Below are 21,716 nucleotides of genomic sequence, written 5' to 3'. Positions count from 1 at the left end.
TCTCCACCGAGACACGACCCCGTCGCGGCGATAGTTCACAACACCGCGCTGCCAATATCCTGAGCGTATGGACACCACGGACGAAACGGACGTCTACACCTCCCGGACCTCCTCGCTCGCCGACTTCGGCCTGCTCGTCTTAAGGCTCGCCACCGGTGCGACGATGGTTCAGGCGGGGCTCATCAAGGCCTTCGACCTGCAGAGCGCCGTTAATTTCATGGAGACCGGTGGATGGCGGATGCCGCAGTTCGCCGCACTCCTGGTGACCATCGCCGAGACCGTCGGCGGCATCGGCCTGATTCTGGGTTTGCTCACGCCCATCGCGTCCTGTGCCGTGATCGCCGCGATGATCGGCGCCTGGGCGGTCAACGTCTCCGGCGACGCATTCTGGTCGATGCCGTTCAACGTGCCGTTCATGGTCGCGTTCGCCGCAACGGCCCTGCTCTTCACGGGTGCGGGCGCGTTCTCACTGGACGCCAGAATCTTCGGCCGGGCGCGATGGCCGGGATTTGTCGCGATCGTACTATTCGTCGTCGCTGTCGCCGCCATAGTCGCGACCTGGATCTTGCTGAATGGCACGAATCCGCTTCATCTGAGCGACCCGACCCCCTGAAACCTACCCCCCGGTAAGAATTGCCACCATTTTCCGAATCGTGACTCAACAAACTCTTAATAGTGATGGTTACTGTCCAGTACATGTGGATCGACGACACCAGTGCCGATGTCATCAAAGTTGATTTCGACGCCCTCTACCACGGGGACGTCCTGGTTGAGGGTGACACCTCAGAACAGTTCCCTGACCTAGCCGCAGCGGTCTAACCGCGAGTCGGCCCAAACGGGCCGACGCTGCATATGAGGTACGCGCGGCGTGTGTGCGTCACGTGCACGCTCGACCTGAGCGCAACAAAGCCGCCGACCTACGCGTCGGCGGCTTTTTGCATGAGGGCGCCCGACTTGAACGCCCGCATGAGATTGCACTGAGGGTCGTGAGCCGAGGGGAATCACGACCCTCAGCGCAATCTGAACGTCCGGGTCAGCGGACTAGACGGAAGCGCTCGCCGTCTGCGAGACCATGCCGCCCAGTCGTGCGGCGATCAGATCCTCGGCCTCACGCACGATGCGTGAGATCAGCTCATCGCAAGTCGGAATGTCGTCGATCAGCCCCATCACAGTGCCCACACTCCAGATACCCGCGTCCAGGTCGCCGTCTTCGAACACCTTGCGGCCACGCACACCCGCGACGAGATCCTTGACGTCGCCGAACTCACCGCCACCCTTGAGGATGTCCACAACCTCACGCGACACCACGTTGCTCGCAACGCGAGCGGTGTTGTTCAGGCTGCGGAAGATCAGCTCGGTGCCGCGTTCGTCACCGGCCACGATGGCTTCCTTGACGTTCTGATGGATGCATGACTCGACGGTGCACATGAACCGTGAGCCCATGTTGATACCGTCCGCACCCAGCGCCAACGCCGCAACCAGTCCGCGGGCATCGGCGAAGCCGCCCGAGGCGATCATCGGGATCTCGATCTGCTTGGCCGCCGCCGGAATCAGCACCAGGCCGGGGATGTCGTCCTCGCCGGGGTGGCCCGCACACTCGAAGCCGTCGATGCTGATGCCGTCCACACCCAGGCTCTGCGCCTTGACCGCGTGGCGCACCGAGGTGCACTTGTGCAGCACCTTGATGCCGTTGTCGTGGAACATCGGCAGGTGCGGCGCGGGGTTGGATCCCGCGGTCTCCACAATCTTCACGCCCTCGTCGATGATGACCTGGCGGTACTCGTCATAGGGCGGCGGGTTGATCGACGGCAGGATCGTCAGGTTGACCCCGAACGGCTTGTCGGTGAGTTCGCGCGTCTTGGCGATCTCGCGGGCCAGATCGGCAGGGGTGGGCTGGGTCAACGCCGTGATGAATCCAAGGCCACCGGCATTGGCGACCGCGGCCACCAACTCCGCACGGCCGACCCACTGCATGCCGCCCTGGGCGATGGGGTGCTCGACCCCGAAGACCTCAGTGAACTTCGTCGTGATCGTCATCTGTCGCCTCTACCTCGGAGCCATGCGGATCGCGCCGTCCAGGCGGATGACCTCACCGTTGAGCATCGCGTTCTCGACGATGTGCACGGCAAGTGCGCCGTACTCGTCGGGATCACCGAGGCGCGCGGGATGCGGAACCTGCTGGCCCAGTGACTTCTGCGCCTCCTCGGGCAGCGAGCCCAGCAGCGGGGTCTTGAAGAGCCCCGGGGCGATGGTGCAGACGCGGATCAGGCTCCGCGACAGGTCGCGGGCGATCGGCAGCGTCATACCGACCACGCCGCCCTTGGACGCCGAGTAGGCCGCCTGACCGATCTGGCCCTCGAATGCCGCGACCGAGGCGGTGTTGATGATGACGCCGCGCTCCTCACCGAGGGGCTCGTTCTTGGCGATCCGCTCGGCAGCCAGACGCAGCACGTTGAACGTGCCGATCAGGTTGACCTCGACGACCTTGCGGAACCCATCGAGCGGGAAGGGACCGTCCTTGCCCAGCGTCTTGATCGCGTTGCCGATGCCCGCGCAGTTGACGTTGATCCGCAGCGGTCCGAGCGACTCCGCGACGTCGAGCGCCTTGGACACCCCGTCCTCGTCGGTGACGTTGGTGGCGACGAACTTGGCGCGGTCACCGAGTTCGGCCACCACTTCCTCGCCCTTGAGGTCGATGACGACCACGCTGGCGCCCGCGTCCAACAGTCGTTTCGTGGTGGCCAGGCCCAGCCCGGAGGCTCCACCGGTGACGACCGCTACGGCGTCTTTGATCTGCACAGATGCATTCCTTTCATGGGGGTGGCCGGCATCCCCGGCCAACTGACTGTTGGGGCTATGCCCAGTCGCGCAGGACGGCCTCGGTGTCGGCACCGGGCACCCCGGGCGGGGTGGGTGTCGGAGGCTGGCTGCGGGAGAACCGCGGAGCCGGCATGGGCTCCAGGTTGTCGCCATCGGCGAAGAAGGTGCCGCGTTCGGTGATGTGCGGTTCGGTCTGAACCTCGGCGAAGCTCAGAACTGGTGTCACGCACGCGTCGGTGCCGTTGAACACCGTGGCCCAGTGGTCGCGGTCCTTGGCGGCGAACGCCGTGGTGAATGCCTCGCGCAGTTCGGGCCAGCGAGCCATGTCGTTCTGGCCGGGCAGCGTGGCGGGATCCAACTCCAGGCCTGCCAACAGCAGCGCATAGAACTGTGGCTCGATCGCGCCGACTGCGACGTAGCGGCCGTCGGCCGTCTCATATGTGTCGTAGTAGGGCGCACCGGTGTCGAGCATGTTGGTGCCGCGGACATCCGACCACATTCCGGTGGCGCGAAAGCTCCACATCATCTGCATCAGCACGCTGGAGCCGTCGATCATCGCGGCGTCGACCACCTGCCCCTTGCCCGAACTCTGGCGCTCGAACAGCGCGGACAGGATTCCAACGATGAGGAACATCGACCCGCCGCCGAAGTCACCGGCGAGGTTCAGCGGCGGCACCGGCTTCTCGTCCTTGCGGCCGACGGCGTGCAGCAGTCCATTGAGCGAGATGTAGTTGATGTCGTGGCCGGCCTGCAGCGCGCGAGGACCGTCCTGCCCCCAGCCCGTCATGCGCCCGTAGATCAGCCGCTCGTTGACCTTGGCGCAGTCATCGGGGCCCAGGCCGAGACGCTCGGTGACACCGGGCCGGTACCCCTCGATCAGAACGTCGGCCTTGGCGATGAGGCTCAGCACCAGCTCGCGGCCCTCATCGCTCTTGAGGTCAGCGGCGACCGAGCGCCGGTTGCGCAACATCGAATCGCGACTGGGCGCGGGTACGCCGCCACTGTTTCGGGGCGGCCGCTCGACGCGCACCACATCGGCCCCCAGATCGCCGAGAATCATCGCCGCATGCGGCCCCGGGCCAATGCCCGCCAACTCGACGACTCGCAATCCCTGCAGTGGTCCCGCCATCGCAACGCCCCTCACCAGTTGAATTGTTGACCGCCGACGTAGCTTACTTGTATAACCAAGTCGATTACGCTGCGGGCCGCGGGCCCGCCAAACGCGAACGAGGCACGCATGAGCACGACCGAGTCCTACACCGGCATCGACGATCTCAAGGTATCCCTGTCGGACGGGGTGCTCTCGATGACTCTGAACCGTCCCGACAGCCTGAACTCGCTGACCGCGGCGATGCTGTCGACCATCACCTCGACCATGGAACGCGCAGGTGACGACCCCGCGGTGCGAGTGGTCCGGTTGGGTGGCGCAGGCCGAGGATTCAGCTCAGGCGCGGGTATCGGCGCCGAGGACCGCGCGAACCCGGGCGCGAGCGGAGCCCCCGGCGACGTGTTGGAGGCGGCGAACCGAGCGGTCAGCGCGATCATCAGTTCGCCTAAGCCAGTGGTCTCGGTGGTGCAGGGTCCGACTGCGGGAGTCGGCGTCTCTCTGGCCATCGCGGCCGACATCATCCTCGCCTCCGAGACGGCCTACTTTCTGTTGGCGTTCACCAAGATCGGCCTCATGCCCGATGGCGGCGCCTCGGCGTTGGTCGCGGCCTCGATCGGCCGCACACGTGCGATGCGGATGGCACTGCTGGCCGAAAGGCTCTCCGCGGCTGACGCACTCACGGCAGGCCTGGTGAGTGCCGTCTACCCCGCCGAGGACCTCGACGCGGGAGTCGACGCCGTCCTGGCGAGGTTGAAGTCGGGGCCCGCGGTGGCGCTGCGCAAGACCAAGCACGCCATCAACGCCGCCACGCTGACCGAACTCGGCGCCGCGTTCGGCCGCGAGACCGAGGGCCAGATGACTCTGCTGACGGCCAAGGACTTCCACGAGGGCGCCATGGCGTTCCAGGAGCGCCGCGCGCCTACCTTCACCGACGACTGAGTCGCCGGTGTCCACGTTGAGATAGCGGTCAGCGCGGCAAGTTGCGAGAGACCACCACCGCCAGCGCTATCTCAACGGCTTGTGACGCCGAATAATCGTTCGACTCAGCGGGGGTCGGTACCCGACCATTGATTGGTGAGTACGCAATTAGGCCTCGATCAGTCCGCGCAGAGGCGCGGCGGCTGGCGTGTGCTCGCACCCTTCTACATCCGCGAGTACCGCCTGCTCATTGGCGCACTGGCCATCTCGATTTTCGCCGAGGGTATGTGGGCCGTCGTGATGGCACTTCAGGTCATCGCGCTGGACCCCGACCCGACGTCGCTGTCCCTGGTCGCGACATGTCTGGGCGCTGGCCTGGTCTCCTTCGTCCTGGTGGGTGGAATCGCCGCCGACCGGATCAACCAGCGGACCATCATCATCGCCGTCGAGACGGTCAACGTCATCGCGGTGTCCACGGTCGCGGTCCTGGGTTCTGTTGGTGCACTGCGCATCTGGCATATGGCCGTGGCCGCCGGGACGCTTGGCATCGCCGCCGCGTTCTTCTTTCCCGCCTACAGCGCGCTGCTGCCGCGCATCCTGCCCGCCGAGCAGCTGCTCGCCGCCAACGGCGTCGAGGGTGTGGTTCGGCCGGTGTTTCAGCGGGCGGTCGGCCCCGCGGTCGCGGGCGTGCTGATCGGCGCCACGTTCCCGGCACTGGGTGCGTTCGTGGTGGCCGGGCTCTTCGCGATCGGCCTGGTGCTCCTGATCGCCACCAGGCCGCCGCGCGACACCGCACCCTCGGCCGACGTCAAGCGCCCGCATCTGCTGCGCGACCTGCGCGACGGCTTCAAGTTCATGGTCGGCACACCGTGGCTGCTCTGGACCCTGCTGTTCGCGAGCATGTTCGTGCTGGTGGTGATCGGTCCGATCGAGGTGCTGTTGCCGTTCATCGCCCAAGACCGCTTCGCCGACGGCGCCCGCGCCTACGGGTTCATCCTGGCGTTCTTCGGGATGGGCAGCGCCATCGGCGCGCTGGCCGTGTCGTCGGGCCGGCTGCCGCGGCGCTATCTGACGGTGATGATGTCGATGTGGGGTCTGGGCTCACTGCCGTTGGTGGTCGTCGGCGCCACATCGTCGTTTCCGCTCATGGCGGCCGCGACGTTCATCGTGGGTGTCACCGACGGTGCGGGCATGGTGATCTGGGGGACGCTGCTGCAGCGTCGCGTCCCGAGGGAGATGCTCGGCCGCGTGTCGAGCCTGGACTTCTTCGTGTCGCTGGCCTTCATGCCGGTGTCGTTCGCGATCGTCGGCCCGCTGTCCAAGGTGGTGTCGATGCAGACGATCTTCGTGGTGGCGGGCATCGTGCCGGCTGTGCTGGCCGCGGTCGCGCTGCTCGCCGCGCGGATGCCGCGCGACGAGATCGCCAACCCGCTGCGTTAACCGTCAGACGCCAAAGATCGGAGGGAGTGCGAGCACCATGGCCAGACCCCAGAAGAAGTGGGTCAGCATCGGTGCGAGCACTCCCCCGGTCACCCGGCGCTCATAGGCGCACACCCCGCCGAGGATGATGCCCGCGAAACCGAGCATGGGGTTGCCCGCGGCCGACACCGCGATGGCGTACACCAGCGTCGACACCATCACCGGGTGGAACCGGCCCAGCGCGCTGTAGAGCGCACCGCGGAAGAACATCTCCTCGGCCACACCGTTGATCACGGTGATGAGGACGACCAGCAGGATCGGTCCATAGTTCGCGAACTCCAGTACAGCCACGATGTAGTCCCGCACCGGCGCGATCTCTCGGGCCACCAGCGCGCCGACGATGAACGCCGCGCCCACCAGCAGGCCGATGGCGATGCCCAACACGATTGGCCGTCTGCTGCGTGCGCGAAAACGGATGTGGCCCAGGTGCAGTGGGCCCGACGCCCACGCGCCGAGCGCCCACACCGCCGCCAACGCCATCGTCAGCCAGTAGAACGCGGTGTCGCCCGGTTGCCGCGTCAGGGAGAACCCGAGTAACACGGCGCCGATGACGAGAACGACACCAACGACGATGCGCCGGCGGCGCACAGTCGACGGCGCTTCCTCGTGGGGCACCGCCCGGCTGCTGGCGATCGTTCCGATCTCGGCCATGAGGCTCATGCGGTGGCGCCCTTGGGGATCAACCCGATCAGGTGGTCCAGGCCGGCACGGACCGCACCCGCAACGGGGCCGGGCACGGCGCCGAGCAGGCCAAGTGCGGGCCGGACGAACGACGGTGTCACGGCCGCGGCGAGTCGCTGAAGGCGGAGCCGGTCGCCGCCCGCCCAGTCGGGATCGGTGTCGGCCAGGTGATGCGGATCGGCCAGGCCGTTGACCGGCAGGGCACGACCGCCGCTTAGCGAGCGCGTTATCGCGTCGTCGATCCCCACCAGTCCACCGGGCGGATTGGCGACCTTGCCGCACAGTCCGTCCTGGGAGGCCATCATTGGAAAGTCAAGGGAGTCAACCAGGTCGGACGCCAGGTTGCCGGGAACCGGAAGCAGCGCACCCGTCAGGAATGACGCCAGGCCGGTGTTGACGCCACGCACGCGCACGCGCGCCCGCCACGCGCCGGCGATCCTGGCGTAGGACGCCAGTAGGTCGCCGTATGACGTGGTCTCGGGGCCGGCGATGTCATAGGCCCCCGCGGGCACGACGTCACCGTCCGCCGACGCGACGAGGTAGTAGAGCACGTCGCGGATCGAGATCGGGTCCATCGGATTGGCCGACCACTCCGGCATCGGGAGCACCAGGAAGCGATCACTGACGTAGCGCAGCATCTCAAACGACGTCGACCCGGCGCCGATGATCATCGCCGCGCCCAGCCACACCACGTCGGGCCCACCCTCGATGCTCAGCGCCTCGGCCACCTCCGCGCGGCTGGCCAGGTGCTCGGAGAGCTCGTCGTGCTCGGGGACGAAGCCGCCGAGGTACACGATGCGACGCACACCGGCGGCCTTCGCGGCGGCCGCGGTGATCGCCGCGGCCCGGTTGTCCGCCTGGCGGAAGTCGGGTTGCCCGATTCCGTGCACCAGGTAGTAGACGACGTCGATGGGGCCCGCGTCGGCGAAGGCACGGGTCGCGGATTCCGCATCATGGGCGTCCAGGGCGATCGGGGTCACGTCAGAGGACCAGCCGAAGGCCGTCAGCTTCTGAGGGTCTCGGCTGGCTGCGACCACCTCGTGACCGGCGCCCAGGAGTTCACCAACCAGTCGCGAGCCGACGTAACCGGTCGCACCCGTAACCAACGCTCGCATGGCTTTCACCGTAGGCATGTACCCGAGCACGTCCCACCGGAACCATGATGTGCGCCAGCCCTCACGTGAACACTCCCGCGTCGACGGCGGCCAGCGCCGCATCGGCCGCGCGGCGGGCATCGCTGGCGGTCAGAGGCTTTGTGCTGGTGAGGAACTGGTAGTACATCGGGGCGGACACCTGCCCTATCACCGCCGGTGCCACGGTTCTGGGCGGCACCTCACCTCGCCGGATCGCGTCCTCGACACACTCCGACCACTCCGCGAGCCGGCGTCGATAGAACTCCGCCAGCGCGTCGGCGGTGCGGTCGTCACACGTCGCCGCGGCGATTATCGCCTTGAACAGCCGTCCCTGCCGTGGGTCAGACAGCGTCCTGCGGACCAGGTGCGCGTTGGCGTGCAGGTCGCCGCGCAGCGACCCCGTGTCGGCGCGCGGCACCGACGTCTCGGCCATCTCGCTCAGCAGGTCGGCGACGAGTGCCGGCACAGTCCCCCACCTGCGATAGATGGTCGACTTGCCCACTCCGGCCCGCTCCGCGACCAGTGGGATCTCCAGCCCGGTGAGACCCGATTCGACGAGCAGATCCGCGACGGCACGCAGGACCGCGGCGCGCACGGCCGCAGTCCGTCCACCCGGTCTGCGATCAGCTGACATCGTCACGAGTTCCAGTTTAACGGGAATAAAGTTTCATTAGCTCAAGTTGCACCCGCTGACCGTTAACGAGAATGTGTTCCCATTAAGGAGTTGGCAATGGAGTATCGACGGGTAGGCGAGTCAGGGCTCGTGGTGTCCGAGTTGAGTTTCGGCGCCGCGACGTTCGGCGGCGTCGGCGACTTCTTCGGCGCGTGGGGCGACACCGGTGTCGACGCGGCGCGAAGGATCGTCGACATCGCCCTCGAGGCAGGCATCACCCTGTTCGACACAGCGGACGTGTACTCCGACGGCGCCTCCGAGGAGGTGCTGGGCGCCGCACTACGGGGACGCCGCGACGACGTGCTCATCTCGACCAAGGCGGCGTTGCCCACCGGCCCGCACGACTGGGGAACCTCGCGGAGCAGGCTGCTACGTGCTGTCGACGCCTCGCTGCGACGGCTTCAGACCGATCGCATAGACCTGTTCCAGCTGCACGGCTACGATGCGCACACTCCGATCGAGGAGGTACTGCAGACACTGGAAATCCTTGTCACACAGGGCAAGCTGCGGTATGTCGGCGTCTCGAACTTCGCTGGCTGGCAGCTGATGAAGTCGTTGGCCCTCGCCGATGCGCACCATCGACCGCGCTACGTGGCGCATCAGGTGTACTACTCGCTGGCCGGACGCGACTACGAGTGGGAACTCATGCCCCTCGGCGTTGCGGAGGGCGTCGGCGCCATCGTGTGGAGCCCACTGGGTTGGGGCCGCCTGACGGGCCGGATCCGACGGGGTGCGCCGCTTCCGGAGCGCAGTCGGTTGCACGCTACCGCCGATGCGGGCCCTCCGGTCGACGACGAGCGACTATTCGCGATAGTCGACGTCCTCGATGACATCGCCGCGGAGACAGGCAGATCCGTGCCTCAGATCGCACTGAACTGGCTGCTGGCCCGTCCCACCGTGTCGTCGGTGATCGTCGGGGCGCGCGATGAACGGCAACTGCGGGAGAACCTGGGCGCCGTCGGCTGGCGGTTGACCGAGGACCAACGGGCCAGGTTGGACACCGCCAGCCGGGTCGAGGCGCCCTACCCCTACTTTCCCTACCACCGACAGGAGGGGTTCGCGCGTCTCAACCCGCCGCTGGTGGGTTAGTCGCGTGCGCCGCGGTGAAGTTCAAGCAGGTGCTGGTAGGCGGCGGCATTGAGCCTGTTGTGGTCGACCTCGGCGTCGGTCAGTTCGCGCCGGATCTTGCCGGGAACGCCAGCGACCATCGACCGTGGCGGAATGACCGCGCCCTGCGGCACGACCGCGCCGGCGGCCACGAGTGAGCCCGCCCCGATCCGCGCCCCGTTGAGGATGATCGCGCCCATCCCGATCAGGCAATCGTCCTCGACGATGCACCCGTGCACCACAGCGTTGTGGCCGACGGTGACGCCCGCGCCGAGTCGGACGGGAAAGCCGGGGTCGACGTGGATAGTTGCCCCGTCCTGGACGTTGGACCCGAAGCCGATCTCGATGGGCTCGAACTCGGCGCGCAGGGTCGCGCTGAACCACACGCTGGCCTTGGCGGCGAGCGTCACCTGTCCGATCAGTGCGGCATTGGGTGCCACCCAGGACTCGGTGTGCAGATGCGGCGTGTGGCCGTTTACGGGCAGCAGAAGGGGTTCGGGCATGCGGAGAATCGTAGGCAGGGGCGCTAGTTCGTTGGTCACGTGCCCCGCACCCGGGTCACGCGCCCTGATAGACCTTGCGGTAACTCGACGGCGACATGCCGATACCGCGGCGCAGATGGTGTCGCAGGTTTCCGCCCGATCCCAGGCCCGAGAGGCGGGCGACCTCGTCAACGGGCAGATCGCGGGACTCCAGGAGTTCACGGGCGCGGTCCACGCGGCGGTTCCGGATCCACGTCCCGGGTGCCTGGCCGGTCTCCTCGCGGAAGCGGCGATTGAACGTCCGCGGGCTCATGTGCGCGTGTCGCGCCAGCCGGTCGACGGTCAATACCTCGTCGAGGTGTCGCAGCGCCCATTCCCGCGTCGCCGCGGTGGACGCGCCATCGTCCACCTGGAGGTGCCGGTCGATGAACTGCGCCTGACCGCCCTCGCGCCACGGCGGCACGACGCAGTAGCGCGCCACGTCGTTGGCGACCCGAGCGCCGTGATCCGAGCGAATGAGGTGCAGGCACAAGTCGATTCCGGCGGCCAGCCCCGCTGAGGTCAGCACATCACCGTCGTCGACGAACAACACATCCTCGTCGACGTTCACCCGCGGATGTAGACGCCTCAGGGCGTCGGCGAACTTCCAGTGCGTCGTGGCCGGCCGCCCGTCGAGGACACCCGCCGCGGCCAGGACGAACGCACCCGTGCAGATCGACACCATCCGCGTGCCCGGTCGGATCGCGTCGAACGCGGCACGCGCGTCCGGTGCGAGCACACCGTCTTCGCGGGCGGGCCTATAGCGGGTGCCGGGCACGATGACGGTGTCGGCGGTCGCCAACGCCTCGACCCCCGCCGTCGGCACGACGTCGAAACCGTTGGCGCCGGGTACGCGCTCGGTCGTCAGACCGCAGACCACCACGTCGTAGAGCGGGCTGCCGTCCTCGTCCGTCGCGGCGCCGAACAGCGTTGGCGGGATCGTCGCGTCGAAGGCGACGACCGGCGGGAGGAGCAGGACGGCGACGCGATGCACATCTGCCATCTTGGCATGTTTTTGACGATTGGTGTCATTCATGCCACTGTCGCGCCGCGGCCCGCTCGGCGACAGTTGTCCGATGACGGTCGACTCGCCCGCCGCCACGAGCCGGCGCCCTCGCATCCACTGGGCGTGGGTGGTCGCAGGTGTCAGCTTCATCGCGATTCTGGGTGCGGCGGGATTCCGGTCCATCCCCGGCGTGATGATGAACCCGCTGCACGACGAGTTCGGCTGGTCCCACGGCACCGTCGGGCTGGCGATGTCGGTCAACATGACGCTGTTCGGCGTCACCGCGCCGTTCGCCGCCGCTCTGATGGACCGATTCGGGATCAGGCCGGTGCTGACCGTGGCCCTCACTCTCATCGCGGCAGGATCGGCGCTCTCGGTGACGATGACGGCGAGCTGGCAGCTGGTGCTGTTCTGGGGTGTGCTCGTGGGCATCGGCACCGGGTCGATATCGATGGGCTTCGTGGCGACGATCGCCACCCGCTGGTTCGAACAGCGGCGCGGGCTGGTGACCGGTGTCCTCACGGCCGCCAGCGCGACCGGTCAGCTGATCTTCCTTCCCGTCGTCGCCGAGGTGACCGTCCGGCACGGCTGGCGGTGGGCATCGCTGATCGTGGCCGCCGCCGCGCTCGCCGTCGTGCCGCTCGTGCTGGTGTTCATCCGCAACTACCCGGCCGACAAGGGCGTCACGGCATACGGCGGATCAGCATCACCGGCCGCCGAGTCATCGCCCCCCGCGAGGCTCCAGACGGGAAGCTTCCGCGCCGCATTCGACGGGCTGCTCATTGGCGTCCGGGTGCCCGCGTTCTGGCTGCTCGCGGCGAGCTTCGCGATCTGCGGCATGACCACGAACGGGCTCATCGGCACGCACTTCATTCCGGCCGCCAACGACCACGGCATGCCGACGACGCTCGCCGCGGGTCTGCTGGCCACGATCGGCATCCTCGACGTCGCTGGCACGGTGTTCTCCGGTTGGCTCACCGACCGCGTCGACCCTCGACTTCTCCTCGTCGTGTACTACGCGGGCCGCGGCGTGTCACTGCTCCTGCTGCCGTCGCTGCTGTCTCCGCATGCCAGCCCGAGCACGTGGGTGTTCGTCATCTTCTATGGCTTGGACTGGGTCGCCACGGTCCCGCCGACCATCGTTCTGTGCCGCAACTACTTCGGCACCCGTGCACCCGTGGTCTTCGGTTGGGTTTTCGCCTCCCACCAGATCGGTGCCGCCGCAGCGGCGGCGGGGGCTGGTTGGCTGCGCGATCTGCGGGGCGACTATGACCTTGCCTTCTACCTCGCCGCAGGCCTGTGCGCCGTCGCATCGCTACTGTGTTGGCAGGTGCGCAGAGCGCCGGTCATCGCCGCAGAACCCGGTGCCTGACGCTGTGGCCCACGTCACTGCGATTTGGCGTGTCACAGCGTTCTCCACATACCATTTTCGGGGGCGCCCGCGTCGGGGGATGCATTTCCGCCCAATTTCCGAGTAAGACGACGCGTCGTATGAGCTGAGGAATCTATGTTGAAGTCTCGTAGCAGCAAGGTCGTGGGGCTTTCCGCCGCGATCGCCGCACTGGCCATCTCACTGCCACTGGCAGTCACCGCCCAGGCCGATCCGCCGCCCACGGAGCCCGTCGCGGTCAAGCCGCCGCCGGACCCGCAGGGTGACTGCGACCCGCTGCGCAAGGAGCTGTCCACCGCAGGCACCAGCCTGGCGCAGCTCGACGTTCTGCCCGTCGGTCAGGCGCTGGCCAAGATCCCGTCGCTGAGCACCTTCACGTCCGCGATCTCCGGCGGTCTGAACCCCGAGGTGAACATCGTGCCCGTGCTCGAGAACGGCCCGTATGTCGTGTTCGCGCCGACCAACGCCGCCTTCGAGAAGCTCGAGCCCGGTCAGCTCGACGCGCTGAAGGCCGATCCGGCCGCGCTGACGTCGCTGGACTACTACCACGTGTTCCTCGGCCTCCTCGGTCCGGGCGAGGTCAAGGGTCAGCGCCCCACCCAGCAGGGTGAGGAGATCAAGGTCACCGGCAAGGACGGCGACATCAAGGTCAACGACACCGCCAAGGTGATCTGCGGCGGCATCCAGGCCAGCAACGCCCGGATCTACATCATCGATACCGTGCTCGATCCGGCCGCACCGCCGGAGGCCCTCACCGCGACGGCGACGTCGACCACCGCGACGACGAGTGCGACGGCCACCACCGAGCCGGTTCCGCAGCCTGCTGCGGAGGCCCCGGCCGCTGCTGAGGCCCCAGCCGAGGGCTGAGCCAACACCAACAAAAGCGGCTCGGGACTGATGTCCCGAGCCGCTTTTGTTGGTCTTTCCGGTGAACTCCACCGCGAGATTGAAGCCACACAAGTGGTCTCTCGTACTTCTCTTACGAGATTTCAATCTCGCGAAGTCGGAGAAACCGTAGAGCCGGTTAGAGCCCTAGGTCCTTGCCGATGATCTCCTTCATGATCTCGGTGGTGCCGCCGAAGATCGTCTGGATGCGGACATCGACGTAGTCGCGGGCCACCTTGTACTCGTTCATGTAGCCGTAGCCACCGTGCAGCTGCACGCAGGCGTCGACGACGCGCTTGTTGAGCTCGGTGCACCACCACTTGGCCTTGGACGCCTGCACAGCCGTCAGATCGCCGTCAACCGCGGCGCGCAGGCACCGGTCGATGTACTGCTCGCCGATCTCCAGTTCGGTGTCCAACTCGGCCATCACGAACCGATTGTGCTGGAAGCTGCCGATCGGCTGTCCGAACGCCTTGCGGTCCTTGACGTACTGCAGGGTCTCGGCGAACGTCGCGCGGGCGCCGGCGATCGCGGCGATCGCGATGGAGAGCCGCTCGGACGGGAGGTTGGTCATCAGGTGGTAGAAACCCCTGCCCTCCTCGCCAAGCAGGTTCGCGTTCGGCACGCGCACGTTCTCGAAGTGCAGCTCGGCGGTGTCTGCGGCGTGCAGGCCCATCTTGTCCAGCTTGCGGCCGCGGGTGAAGCCCTCCATGCCGCGCTCGACGACGAGCAGTGAGAAGCCCTTGTGGCCGGCCTCGGGATCGGTGCGAGCCACCACGACCACCAGGTCGGAGTTGATACCCGCGGAGATGAACGTCTTGGACCCGTTGAGGATCCAGTCGTCACCATCGCGCACAGCCGAGGTCTTGATGCCCGCCAGATCGCTACCTGCGCCCGGCTCGGTCATCGCGACCGCTCCGATCAGCTCACCCGTGATGTAGCCGGGCAGCCACCGTGCCTGCTGCTCGTCATTGGCCAGGTTCACGAAGTAGGGCCCAACGATGTCGTTCTGCAGGCTCAGCCCCGGTGTGGCGGCACCGAACTTGGCGAATTCCTCGACGATCACGGCGTTGAACCGGAAGTCGTCGGATCCGCCGCCACCGAACTTCTCCGGCAGGTTGAAGCCGATCAGGCCGTACTTGCCTGCCGCGACGTAGGATTCGCGGTCGACGAGGCGCTCGCTCTCCCACTTCTCGACGTTGGGCGCGCACTCCTTCTCCAGGAACTGCCGTGCGGTCTCCCGCAGCTGCTCGTGCTCCTCTTCGAAGACCAGTCTCTTCATCATTCTCGTCTTCCTCTCGCTTACTTGGCTTTCCAGACCGGCTGACGCTTCTGCGCGAAGGCCAGCGGCCCCTCCATGGCGTCCTCGGAGCGGAACACGACCTTCATCTCCCGCATCGTGCGGTCCCAGCCAGCCTTGTCGCCGGTGATCACACCGTCATCGACGCCGTGGGCCACCCGCTTGCTGGCCTGCACTGCCAGCGGTGCGTTGCCCGCGATGCGCTCGGCCAGCGCCACCGCGGCATCGACCACCGTGCCGTCGGGCACCACCTGATTGATCAGACCCCACCGCAACGCGTCGGCCGAGCTGAGCGGCTCACCGGTGAGAATCATTTCGAGGCCCACCTTGCGCGGCAACTGGTCGACGATGCGGAACACGCCACCCGCAGCGGCGATGAGCCCCCGCTTGACCTCGGGCAGGCCGAACTTCGCCCGCTCCTCGGCGACCACCAGATCGCTGGCCAGCGCCAGCTCGGTGCCGCCGCCGAGCGCGGTGCCGTTGACGGCCGCGATCGTCGGCTTGTCGATGAAATGACTGACGTAACCCGCGAAGCCGTACTCCGGATGCTCGGGGTGAAAGAGGTTCTCGCCCCGCGAGATCGCCTTCAGATCGGCGCCTGCGCAGAACGACTTGTCCCCCGCGCCGGTCAGGACGACAACCCGCACGTCCGGATCCGCCTGGGCTGCCGCCAGTGCATCACCGACGGCGGTGCTCACCGCGGCGTTGATGGCATTGCGGGCGTCGGGACGGTTGATGGTGATGATCAGGACGTTGCCCCGCCGCTCGGTGAGAGCGGCCGGGGCCTCCTGCTGAGTCTCGGTCACAGCAGCTCGAGGATCGTCGCGTTGGCCTGGCCGCCACCCTCACACATGGTCTGCAGGCCGTACTGAATTCCCTTGTCCCGCATGTGGTAGAGCATCGTGGTCATGATGCGGGCACCGGATCCGCCGAGCGGGTGCCCCAGAGCGATCGCGCCGCCGTTAGGGTTCAGCTTCTTCTCATCGGCACCGATGTCCTTGAGCCAGGCCAGCGGCACCGGCGCGAACGCCTCGTTGACCTCGAAGACACCGATGTCGTCGAGCGACAGACCGGAGCGCTTGATCGCCTTCTGCGTCGCCGGGATCGGCGCGGTCAGCATGATCACCGGATCCGCACCCGCAAGCACCGCGGTGTGCACCTTGGCGAGTGGCTTGAGCCCCAACGACTTCGCCTTCTCCGCCGACATGAACAGCAGTGCCGCCGAGCCGTCGGAGATCTGCGAGCTGTTACCCGCGTGGATCACACCGTCTTCCTTGAAGGCGGGCTTGATGCCGGCCATGGACTCGATGGTGCCACCGCGACGGATGCCCCCGTCTTGGAGGACAGGATTTCCATCCTGGTCCTTGATTGCCACGATCTGATCGTCGAAGGCACCGGAATCCTGTGCGGCAGCTGCCTTCTCATGCGAGTCGAGCGAGAACTGGTCCAACTCGGTGCGGCTGAGACCCCACTGCTGCGCGATCATCTCGGCGCCGGTGCCCTGGTTCGGGGTTTGCGTGTAGCGGGCACGGAAGGCCTCGGGGTACGGATGCCCACCGCTGGCCAGTGACGCGCCCATCGGGGTGCGGGACATCGACTCCACACCACCGGCGACAACGACGTCGTAATGACCCGCGACGACACCGGCCGCGGCGAAGTGCACCGACTGCTGACTCGAACCACACTGGCGGTCGACGGTGACACCGGGCACGGACTCGGGCCAACCCGCGGCGAGCACCGCGGTACGCGCAATGTCGAGTGCCTGCTCGCCGGCCTGCATGACGCAGCCCCAGATGACGTCGTCGACAAGGGCGGGGTCGATACCGGCTCGCTGGACCAGACCGTTGAGGACCTGGGCGGACAGCTCGCCGGGATGGACGCCCGACAGCGCGCCGTTGCGCTTTCCGACTGGCGACCTTACGGCCTCGACGATGACGGCTTCAGCCATGGAACTTCTCCTTCGAAGTGTGTTGGCGGCGTGGGAGCACACCCGATCCGATCATCACCGAAGGTAGATCAGTAGGTTTACTAGGTCAACCTACTGGTTGGTAGGGGTATTGGCAGGCTCAGCTAGATCTTCCATGCATGGACAAGGGCCCGCACATGTTTTACTGAGTTGACTAGCTGGCCGCGCGCTCCGCGCGGTGGGACACAGGAGAACCATTGGCTTCCAACACGCCGCTGGCACCAATGATGGGTCCGGACAATGCGGCGCACCGCAGCGGCGCGCCAATCCGGTCCCCGAAGACTGCCGAACTCGTCGCCGGAACGCTACGCCGCATGGTGGTGGACGGCCAGCTCACCGACGGCGACTTCCTCCCCAATGAGGCCGAGCTGATGGCGCACTTCGGCGTCAGCCGACCGACCCTGCGCGAGGCGGTCCGGGTGCTCGAGTCCGAGCGCCTGGTCGAGGTGCGTCGCGGTTCCCGCACCGGCGCCCGGGTGCGGGTGCCGGGGCCGGAGATCGTCGCGCGGCCCGCCGGTCTGCTGCTCGAGTTGTCGGGCGCCACCATTGCCGACCTCATCGCCGCACGGGCAGGCATCGAACCCCTGGCCGTGCGGCTGCTTGCCGAATCCGGATCGCCGGAGGCTTTCGACGAGCTCGAGACGATGGTGGCCGAACACATCCCCGCCGGCTGGCAGTCCGATCGGCTGGCCCAGACAACGGGCGATTTTCATCGTCGCCTTGTGGAGTTGTCGGGCAACACCACGCTCGCGATCATCGCGGGCATGCTGCATGAGATCACCGTGCGCCACACCGAGTTCGCCTTCAAGGAAGGCCGCCCGGTGTCGAAGGCGGACTACGACAAGCTGATGCGGTCCTATGGGCGTCTGCTGCGGTTGTTGCGCTCGGGCGACGGCGCCGCGGCCGAGGCGCACTGGCGCAAGCACGTTGACGTGTCACGAGAGCTGTCGTTGCAGGGACTCGAGGACGTCAAGGTCCGCGACGTCATGCGATAGGCGTTCGCGTCCAGGTCACCTGCACCGGCACCGTGTCATCCCACGGTTGGCGAGTCACCATGTCGGCGACGCGGACGATACCGCGTTCGAACTCGCCCGTCGCGGCGTCGACGAGGCGGTACTCCTGCTGCTGCTTGTGAATCGGTTGCGCGTCCAGTATCAGCACGCGCACCTCGCCGGGCTCGAAGTTGCACCGCTTCTGCAGGGCGGCGATCAGCTGCTCGTTGCTCATATGCCCGTCACCGAAGTTCCAGCCGATCGCCGTGCTGCAGATCCGCTCTCCGTCGGTGAGCGTGTAGTCGGCCTCGTTCTGACCCGCCATCGCCCGGTGGGCCAGGGTGAACATCGCTCGGCCGTGGGTGTTGAAGGCGCGGAACGCGTACCCCATGTACTGGTACATCTCGGCCGTCTCCCTGCTGCCGTAGAACTTCTCCATCTGCGCGGCGGGCATGCTCGCAATCGCCACGATGCCGTCGGCGATCTTCTGTTCGGCTGACGGCTTGAGGCACCACAGCGTGGTGTCCCAGTTGCCCGCGTAGTAGCGCATGCCGGGCAGGAAGGAGACCTTGCGTGGAAATAGGTTCCCCAGCACCACCGTGCCGGCGACCACGACGAACAGCACTATCGGCCACGGGCTCTGTAGGTCGCCAAGACCGATCCCGGCGTGCCCGACGAACAGCGCCAGCACGCTGAACATCATGAAGACGTTCCACTCCAGCGGGACCCCCATCGGGATCGACGACAGGATGCCGAAGTGGAAGCACAGCATGACGAATGCGGCGATCGCCGTCGGCCAGCCACCGTGGGAGAAGAACAGCACCAACGGGACCAGACCCTCGATGGCCGTGCTGAAGTGCGCGACGAAGCGCGACAGCCGGCCGGGCCGCAGGTCGTCGGGAAAGCTCTCGAAGAACTTGCGCTTGATCCACGGCGGCCGGAACACCGGGTTGTTGCTCATCATCGTCGAGATGACGAACGGGAAGTGCTTGTTGAGCTTGGACGTCGCGGCACCGATCCAGATGACCAGGCAGACGAGCTTGGCCGCGATGATGATGTCCGCGCCACCGAGCAGGAAGCACACCGCCAGCGCGGCGTACACCTCACCGCGTGCGGCCAGGAAGATCACCTTGTCGCGCAGACCGGCCACGGCCAGGATGCCCAGAATGGTCGCGGTCTGCCAGACCGGCAGCACGCCGATCTCGGTGCCGAGTTCGGGGATGGGGCCAGTGCCATCGGAGAAGAGCGCGATAACCAGGACCACCAGCAGGGCCGCGTAGAGCACCACGTCGACCGGACCACGCGCGTCGCCGCTGGTGAACGGCACTCGGTTTGGCCAGGGTGGGAGCCGAATCGTATTGGGCCGCAACCAGTACAGCATCGAACCCATGGGCGGGAAGAACCGGTTGTTGAGCGGCCCGAACCCGCAGCCCAGCCCGACGACCTCGAACAGCAGCGTGTAGAACACGACCTTCTGGAAGACGATCGGTTCGGCGTACCAGGAGGCCACGTTGGTGAAGCCGTCGATGCCGGTGGTGCTCAGCACGATCAGCCACGCCACCAGGATGTAGGCCAGGATCTTCACCACGTAGAACAGGTGCAGCACGACGGGCGTTCCGAAGCCGACCTCGGCCCAGTGCCTGGCCATCGGAACGATCTTCTCGGCCCGTGTGCCCTTGCTCCAGGACTCGTAGTCCACAACGGGCGTGTTCTGCTTCAGAAAACCCATGGGCGCAAGACTAGAACGTGTTCTAGCCGAGCAACGCCGAAACTGCGGTCAGATCGCGATTTCACGGATTTCGGCGATCTCCCCGCAGTTTCGGCGGCGCTGGGGCGAGGGAACTAGGCGTCCTTTGCGACCGGCGGACGGAAGAAGATGACGAGCTGGCCGATGCCACCCAGCAGGCCGAGCACCACGGCGATGAGCAGGCCGCACCAGCCGTGCAGGAAGTGGTAGAAGTCGGTACCGGAGAACAGCAGGTGATCCAGGCTGTACTTGCCCGCACCGGTCCCGGCGATGGCGACGGCAGCGACCGCGAGGATCAGGTTGTACTCCCAGCCCTCCTTGACGATGAAGAAGCCGTTCTTGCGGTGCACGGTCCACGCAGCGACCAGCATCAGCGCGACGAAGCCGGCGGCGGGCACGGGTGTGAGCAGGCCGAGTGCCAGGCCGAGTCCTGCGGTGATCTCGGTGGTGGCGGCGATTCGCGCGTGGAACAGGCCCGGCTTCATGCCGATGCTGTCGAACCAGCCGGCGGTGCCGGGGATCCGGCCACCGCCGAAGAACTTGTTGTATCCGTGTGCGGCCATGGTCAGGCCGAGTACCACGCGTAGCGCGAGGAGCGCGAAATCAGCAGCAGAGTCGTAGGCAGTCACGCTACAGAATCTAGGCCATCTGTTAAGCCGATGCCCAGCCCCATCCCGCTTTGCGCACACCGGCGCGCAGCGCTAGGTCCCGCCGAGCGCCTGCTCAAGACGTGCGACGTAGGAGTCCAGGCCAGCCGGGAAGTCGCCAAGCGCGGACTCGGCGGCGCACACGGCGACCGATATCGTGTCGCCGATTCCCGATACGCAGTGCGTCAGTCCCATCATCGGTGACAATCCCGGGAATGCAGCGATGAGAGAGACCGGCACGCCACCGAACGCGAAGTCGGCGGCTCCCCCGTTCACGCTGGAGACGACGGTGTTGCCGGTCACCTCGGCCAGTTGCACGTCGGGGTTGAACTGTCCTGTCCCCCAGCGCAACAGGGGTGCGGGCGTCGCGGCGAACGCGATATCCGCGGCTCGCATCGCGGGATGGGCGCCGCGTTGACGGCGTGCGGCGATGTCGGCGGCGATCCGCGTCCCCCGCTCCCCGGTGGTCAGGTCCGGGTAGAGGCCGACACCGGCCGTGCCGAAGTGGTTGTACGCCCGTCGAGGCAGCGCCTTGGCCATCATCAACTCGGCGCCCAGCGTCGACGGGTCCTCGCCGAGGTCGCGCAGCTGCGCCGACAGTGCCGTCGAGATTGCGACCAGTGCGGACACCGTGACGGTCGGGCCGCTGAGATCGGCCCGCCTGGCGACCGCCGTCGCCATGCCACGTGCTCCGGCGGGGCGCGCGTTGGTCCGCAGCACGGGGCAGGCGCGCGCGGGCGGAGGGACCAACCCCGCCTCGGTGTCGGCGACGAGCTGACGGTGCGCACGGGCCGCACGGAAACCCAGCAGCGGCATGGCGGCCATGCTCGTCGAGAACGGCGTCACCTCGGGCATCGAGGCGTTCCGGCCGAACATGATTGCCGCGGAGTGCGATGTGCGCCCCCCGCCACCGAGCGCGTGCGATATCTGCAGCACGGCCACGGTGCCCGGCCCACTGGCAGTGGGGACACCGGGTACACCGTCCACACCGACGAACACGACCAACCGCCAGGCGACCCGCCGCGCGTCGAGCTGGTCATCGACGAGCAGGCTGACCGCGCTCAGGCATCCGGCCCACGTCGAGTCCTCGAGATCACAGACCTCGACCTGTGCCGGGTCGACACCGCATTCGACCCAGCTCGGATAGGCCAGCCGGCTCGTGTCGTCGATGCGCACGCTGAGTTCGGAGCAGCCGCGCGCCCGCTCACGCACCTGCTCCAGTGCGTGATCCAGATCGTCCGGCACGCCGGCGAACCCGTACAGCAGAACGGTGTCGTTGGGGATCTTGGCCGACATCCAGAACGTCTGCGCATCGACCGCCGTCAGTCGTGGCATACGCGACG

The 21,716-nt window shown here is 67.0% G+C and carries 22 protein-coding genes; 8 read left to right on the top strand and 14 right to left on the bottom strand.

Annotated elements, in window-relative coordinates; all coding sequences use genetic code 11:
• Window positions 1-67 precede the first annotated feature (67 nt).
• Complete coding sequence (locus ACZY0X_RS10535) at window positions 68-613, top strand: DoxX family protein (protein WP_463770062.1); 546 nt, start codon at window positions 68-70, stop codon at window positions 611-613.
• A gap of 83 nt (window positions 614-696) precedes the next feature.
• On the top strand, window positions 697-819 hold the full coding sequence (locus ACZY0X_RS10530; protein WP_090363461.1) for a hypothetical protein: 123 nt from the start codon (window positions 697-699) through the stop codon (window positions 817-819).
• Between the two features lie 222 nt (window positions 820-1,041).
• On the opposite strand, the gene ACZY0X_RS10525 is transcribed toward ACZY0X_RS10530, so the two are convergent.
• Genes ACZY0X_RS10525 through ACZY0X_RS10515 form a run of 3 tightly spaced genes read right to left on the bottom strand, consistent with a single transcriptional unit; the run spans window position 1,042 to window position 3,949 of the window.
• Window positions 1,042-2,037: an NAD(P)H-dependent flavin oxidoreductase gene (locus tag ACZY0X_RS10525; RefSeq protein ID WP_463770060.1), complete on the bottom strand. Its 996-nt coding sequence runs from the start codon at window positions 2,035-2,037 to the stop codon at window positions 1,042-1,044.
• Window positions 2,038-2,046: 9 nt separating this feature from the next.
• Window positions 2,047-2,799 (bottom strand): 3-hydroxyacyl-CoA dehydrogenase, encoded by a 753-nt coding sequence (locus ACZY0X_RS10520; protein ID WP_463770058.1) that lies wholly within the window; start codon window positions 2,797-2,799, stop codon window positions 2,047-2,049.
• A gap of 55 nt (window positions 2,800-2,854) precedes the next feature.
• Window positions 2,855-3,949 carry a CaiB/BaiF CoA transferase family protein gene (locus ACZY0X_RS10515; protein WP_463770056.1) on the bottom strand — a complete coding sequence of 365 codons (1,095 nt, stop codon included), beginning with the start codon at window positions 3,947-3,949 and terminating at the stop codon, window positions 2,855-2,857.
• Window positions 3,950-4,057: 108 nt separating this feature from the next.
• Here ACZY0X_RS10515 and ACZY0X_RS10510 point away from each other — a divergent pair, with 108 nt between their 5' ends.
• Window positions 4,058-4,867, top strand: coding sequence for an enoyl-CoA hydratase (locus tag ACZY0X_RS10510; protein ID WP_463770054.1), 810 nt, complete (start codon window positions 4,058-4,060; stop codon window positions 4,865-4,867).
• A 135-nt stretch (window positions 4,868-5,002) separates the two neighbouring features.
• The gene (gene tet(V) / locus ACZY0X_RS10505) at window positions 5,003-6,286 is read left to right on the top strand and encodes a tetracycline efflux MFS transporter Tet(V) (protein WP_463770052.1); all 1,284 of its coding nucleotides are present in this window, start codon (window positions 5,003-5,005) and stop codon (window positions 6,284-6,286) included.
• A 3-nt stretch (window positions 6,287-6,289) separates the two neighbouring features.
• Here the strand turns inward: tet(V) and ACZY0X_RS10500 are convergent, their stop codons facing one another.
• The 3 genes from ACZY0X_RS10500 to ACZY0X_RS10490 all read right to left on the bottom strand — a co-directional run bounded on the left by ACZY0X_RS10500 (window position 6,290) and on the right by ACZY0X_RS10490 (window position 8,773).
• On the bottom strand, window positions 6,290-6,985 hold the full coding sequence (locus ACZY0X_RS10500; protein ID WP_463770050.1) for a lysostaphin resistance A-like protein: 696 nt from the start codon (window positions 6,983-6,985) through the stop codon (window positions 6,290-6,292).
• Complete coding sequence (locus ACZY0X_RS10495; protein ID WP_463770048.1) at window positions 6,982-8,121, bottom strand: NAD(P)H-binding protein; 1,140 nt, start codon at window positions 8,119-8,121, stop codon at window positions 6,982-6,984. Before ACZY0X_RS10495 ends, ACZY0X_RS10500 begins: the two co-directional genes overlap by 4 nt.
• A 61-nt stretch (window positions 8,122-8,182) precedes the next feature.
• Window positions 8,183-8,773 (bottom strand): TetR/AcrR family transcriptional regulator, encoded by a 591-nt coding sequence (locus ACZY0X_RS10490; protein WP_463770620.1) that lies wholly within the window; start codon window positions 8,771-8,773, stop codon window positions 8,183-8,185.
• A gap of 96 nt (window positions 8,774-8,869) precedes the next feature.
• Here ACZY0X_RS10490 and ACZY0X_RS10485 point away from each other — a divergent pair, with 96 nt between their 5' ends.
• Window positions 8,870-9,901 carry an aldo/keto reductase gene (locus ACZY0X_RS10485; RefSeq protein ID WP_463770046.1) on the top strand — a complete coding sequence of 344 codons (1,032 nt, stop codon included), beginning with the start codon at window positions 8,870-8,872 and terminating at the stop codon, window positions 9,899-9,901.
• Here the strand turns inward: ACZY0X_RS10485 and ACZY0X_RS10480 are convergent.
• Complete coding sequence (locus ACZY0X_RS10480) at window positions 9,898-10,422, bottom strand: gamma carbonic anhydrase family protein (RefSeq protein WP_463770045.1); 525 nt, start codon at window positions 10,420-10,422, stop codon at window positions 9,898-9,900. The two genes, ACZY0X_RS10485 and ACZY0X_RS10480, sit on opposite strands and share 4 nt — an antisense overlap.
• A 55-nt stretch (window positions 10,423-10,477) precedes the next feature.
• Window positions 10,478-11,434 carry a GlxA family transcriptional regulator gene (locus ACZY0X_RS10475; RefSeq protein ID WP_463770618.1) on the bottom strand — a complete coding sequence of 319 codons (957 nt, stop codon included), beginning with the start codon at window positions 11,432-11,434 and terminating at the stop codon, window positions 10,478-10,480.
• Between the two features lie 82 nt (window positions 11,435-11,516).
• On the opposite strand from ACZY0X_RS10475, the gene ACZY0X_RS10470 reads away from it, so the two are divergent.
• Together ACZY0X_RS10470 and ACZY0X_RS10465 are read left to right on the top strand one after the other, a co-directional pair.
• Entirely contained in the window at window positions 11,517-12,818 is a 1,302-nt protein-coding gene (locus ACZY0X_RS10470) for an MFS transporter (protein ID WP_463770043.1), read from the top strand.
• 138 nt (window positions 12,819-12,956) lie between these two features.
• Window positions 12,957-13,703, top strand: coding sequence for a fasciclin domain-containing protein (locus ACZY0X_RS10465; protein WP_463770616.1), 747 nt, complete (start codon window positions 12,957-12,959; stop codon window positions 13,701-13,703).
• A gap of 157 nt (window positions 13,704-13,860) precedes the next feature.
• On the opposite strand, the gene ACZY0X_RS10460 is transcribed toward ACZY0X_RS10465, so the two are convergent.
• The 3 genes from ACZY0X_RS10460 to ACZY0X_RS10450 are packed head-to-tail and all read right to left on the bottom strand — an operon-like array spanning window position 13,861 to window position 16,969.
• Window positions 13,861-15,003: an acyl-CoA dehydrogenase family protein gene (locus ACZY0X_RS10460; protein ID WP_241405519.1), complete on the bottom strand. Its 1,143-nt coding sequence runs from the start codon at window positions 15,001-15,003 to the stop codon at window positions 13,861-13,863.
• A 20-nt stretch (window positions 15,004-15,023) separates the two neighbouring features.
• Complete coding sequence (locus ACZY0X_RS10455) at window positions 15,024-15,827, bottom strand: crotonase/enoyl-CoA hydratase family protein (protein WP_463770041.1); 804 nt, start codon at window positions 15,825-15,827, stop codon at window positions 15,024-15,026.
• Window positions 15,824-16,969, bottom strand: coding sequence for a thiolase family protein (locus tag ACZY0X_RS10450; protein WP_463770039.1), 1,146 nt, complete (start codon window positions 16,967-16,969; stop codon window positions 15,824-15,826). Before ACZY0X_RS10450 ends, ACZY0X_RS10455 begins: the two co-directional genes overlap by 4 nt.
• A gap of 215 nt (window positions 16,970-17,184) precedes the next feature.
• Here ACZY0X_RS10450 and ACZY0X_RS10445 point away from each other — a divergent pair, with 215 nt between their 5' ends.
• Window positions 17,185-17,982 (top strand): FadR/GntR family transcriptional regulator, encoded by a 798-nt coding sequence (locus ACZY0X_RS10445; RefSeq protein WP_463770037.1) that lies wholly within the window; start codon window positions 17,185-17,187, stop codon window positions 17,980-17,982.
• Here the strand turns inward: ACZY0X_RS10445 and ACZY0X_RS10440 are convergent.
• From ACZY0X_RS10440 to ACZY0X_RS10430, 3 genes are all read right to left on the bottom strand, one after another.
• Window positions 17,972-19,708 (bottom strand): DUF3556 domain-containing protein, encoded by a 1,737-nt coding sequence (locus ACZY0X_RS10440; RefSeq protein WP_463770035.1) that lies wholly within the window; start codon window positions 19,706-19,708, stop codon window positions 17,972-17,974. The genes ACZY0X_RS10445 and ACZY0X_RS10440 overlap by 11 nt on opposite strands.
• 113 nt (window positions 19,709-19,821) lie before the next feature.
• Window positions 19,822-20,355 (bottom strand): DoxX family protein, encoded by a 534-nt coding sequence (locus tag ACZY0X_RS10435; protein WP_463770033.1) that lies wholly within the window; start codon window positions 20,353-20,355, stop codon window positions 19,822-19,824.
• Window positions 20,356-20,427: 72 nt separating this feature from the next.
• Complete coding sequence (locus ACZY0X_RS10430; RefSeq protein WP_463770031.1) at window positions 20,428-21,708, bottom strand: DUF1298 domain-containing protein; 1,281 nt, start codon at window positions 21,706-21,708, stop codon at window positions 20,428-20,430.
• Window positions 21,709-21,716 lie beyond the last annotated feature (8 nt).

Source organism: Mycobacterium sp. IDUB_39 (assembly GCF_055419205.1).
The sequence above is the reverse complement of the archived record's forward strand: the minus strand, read 5'-3'. Positions and strand labels throughout refer to the sequence as shown.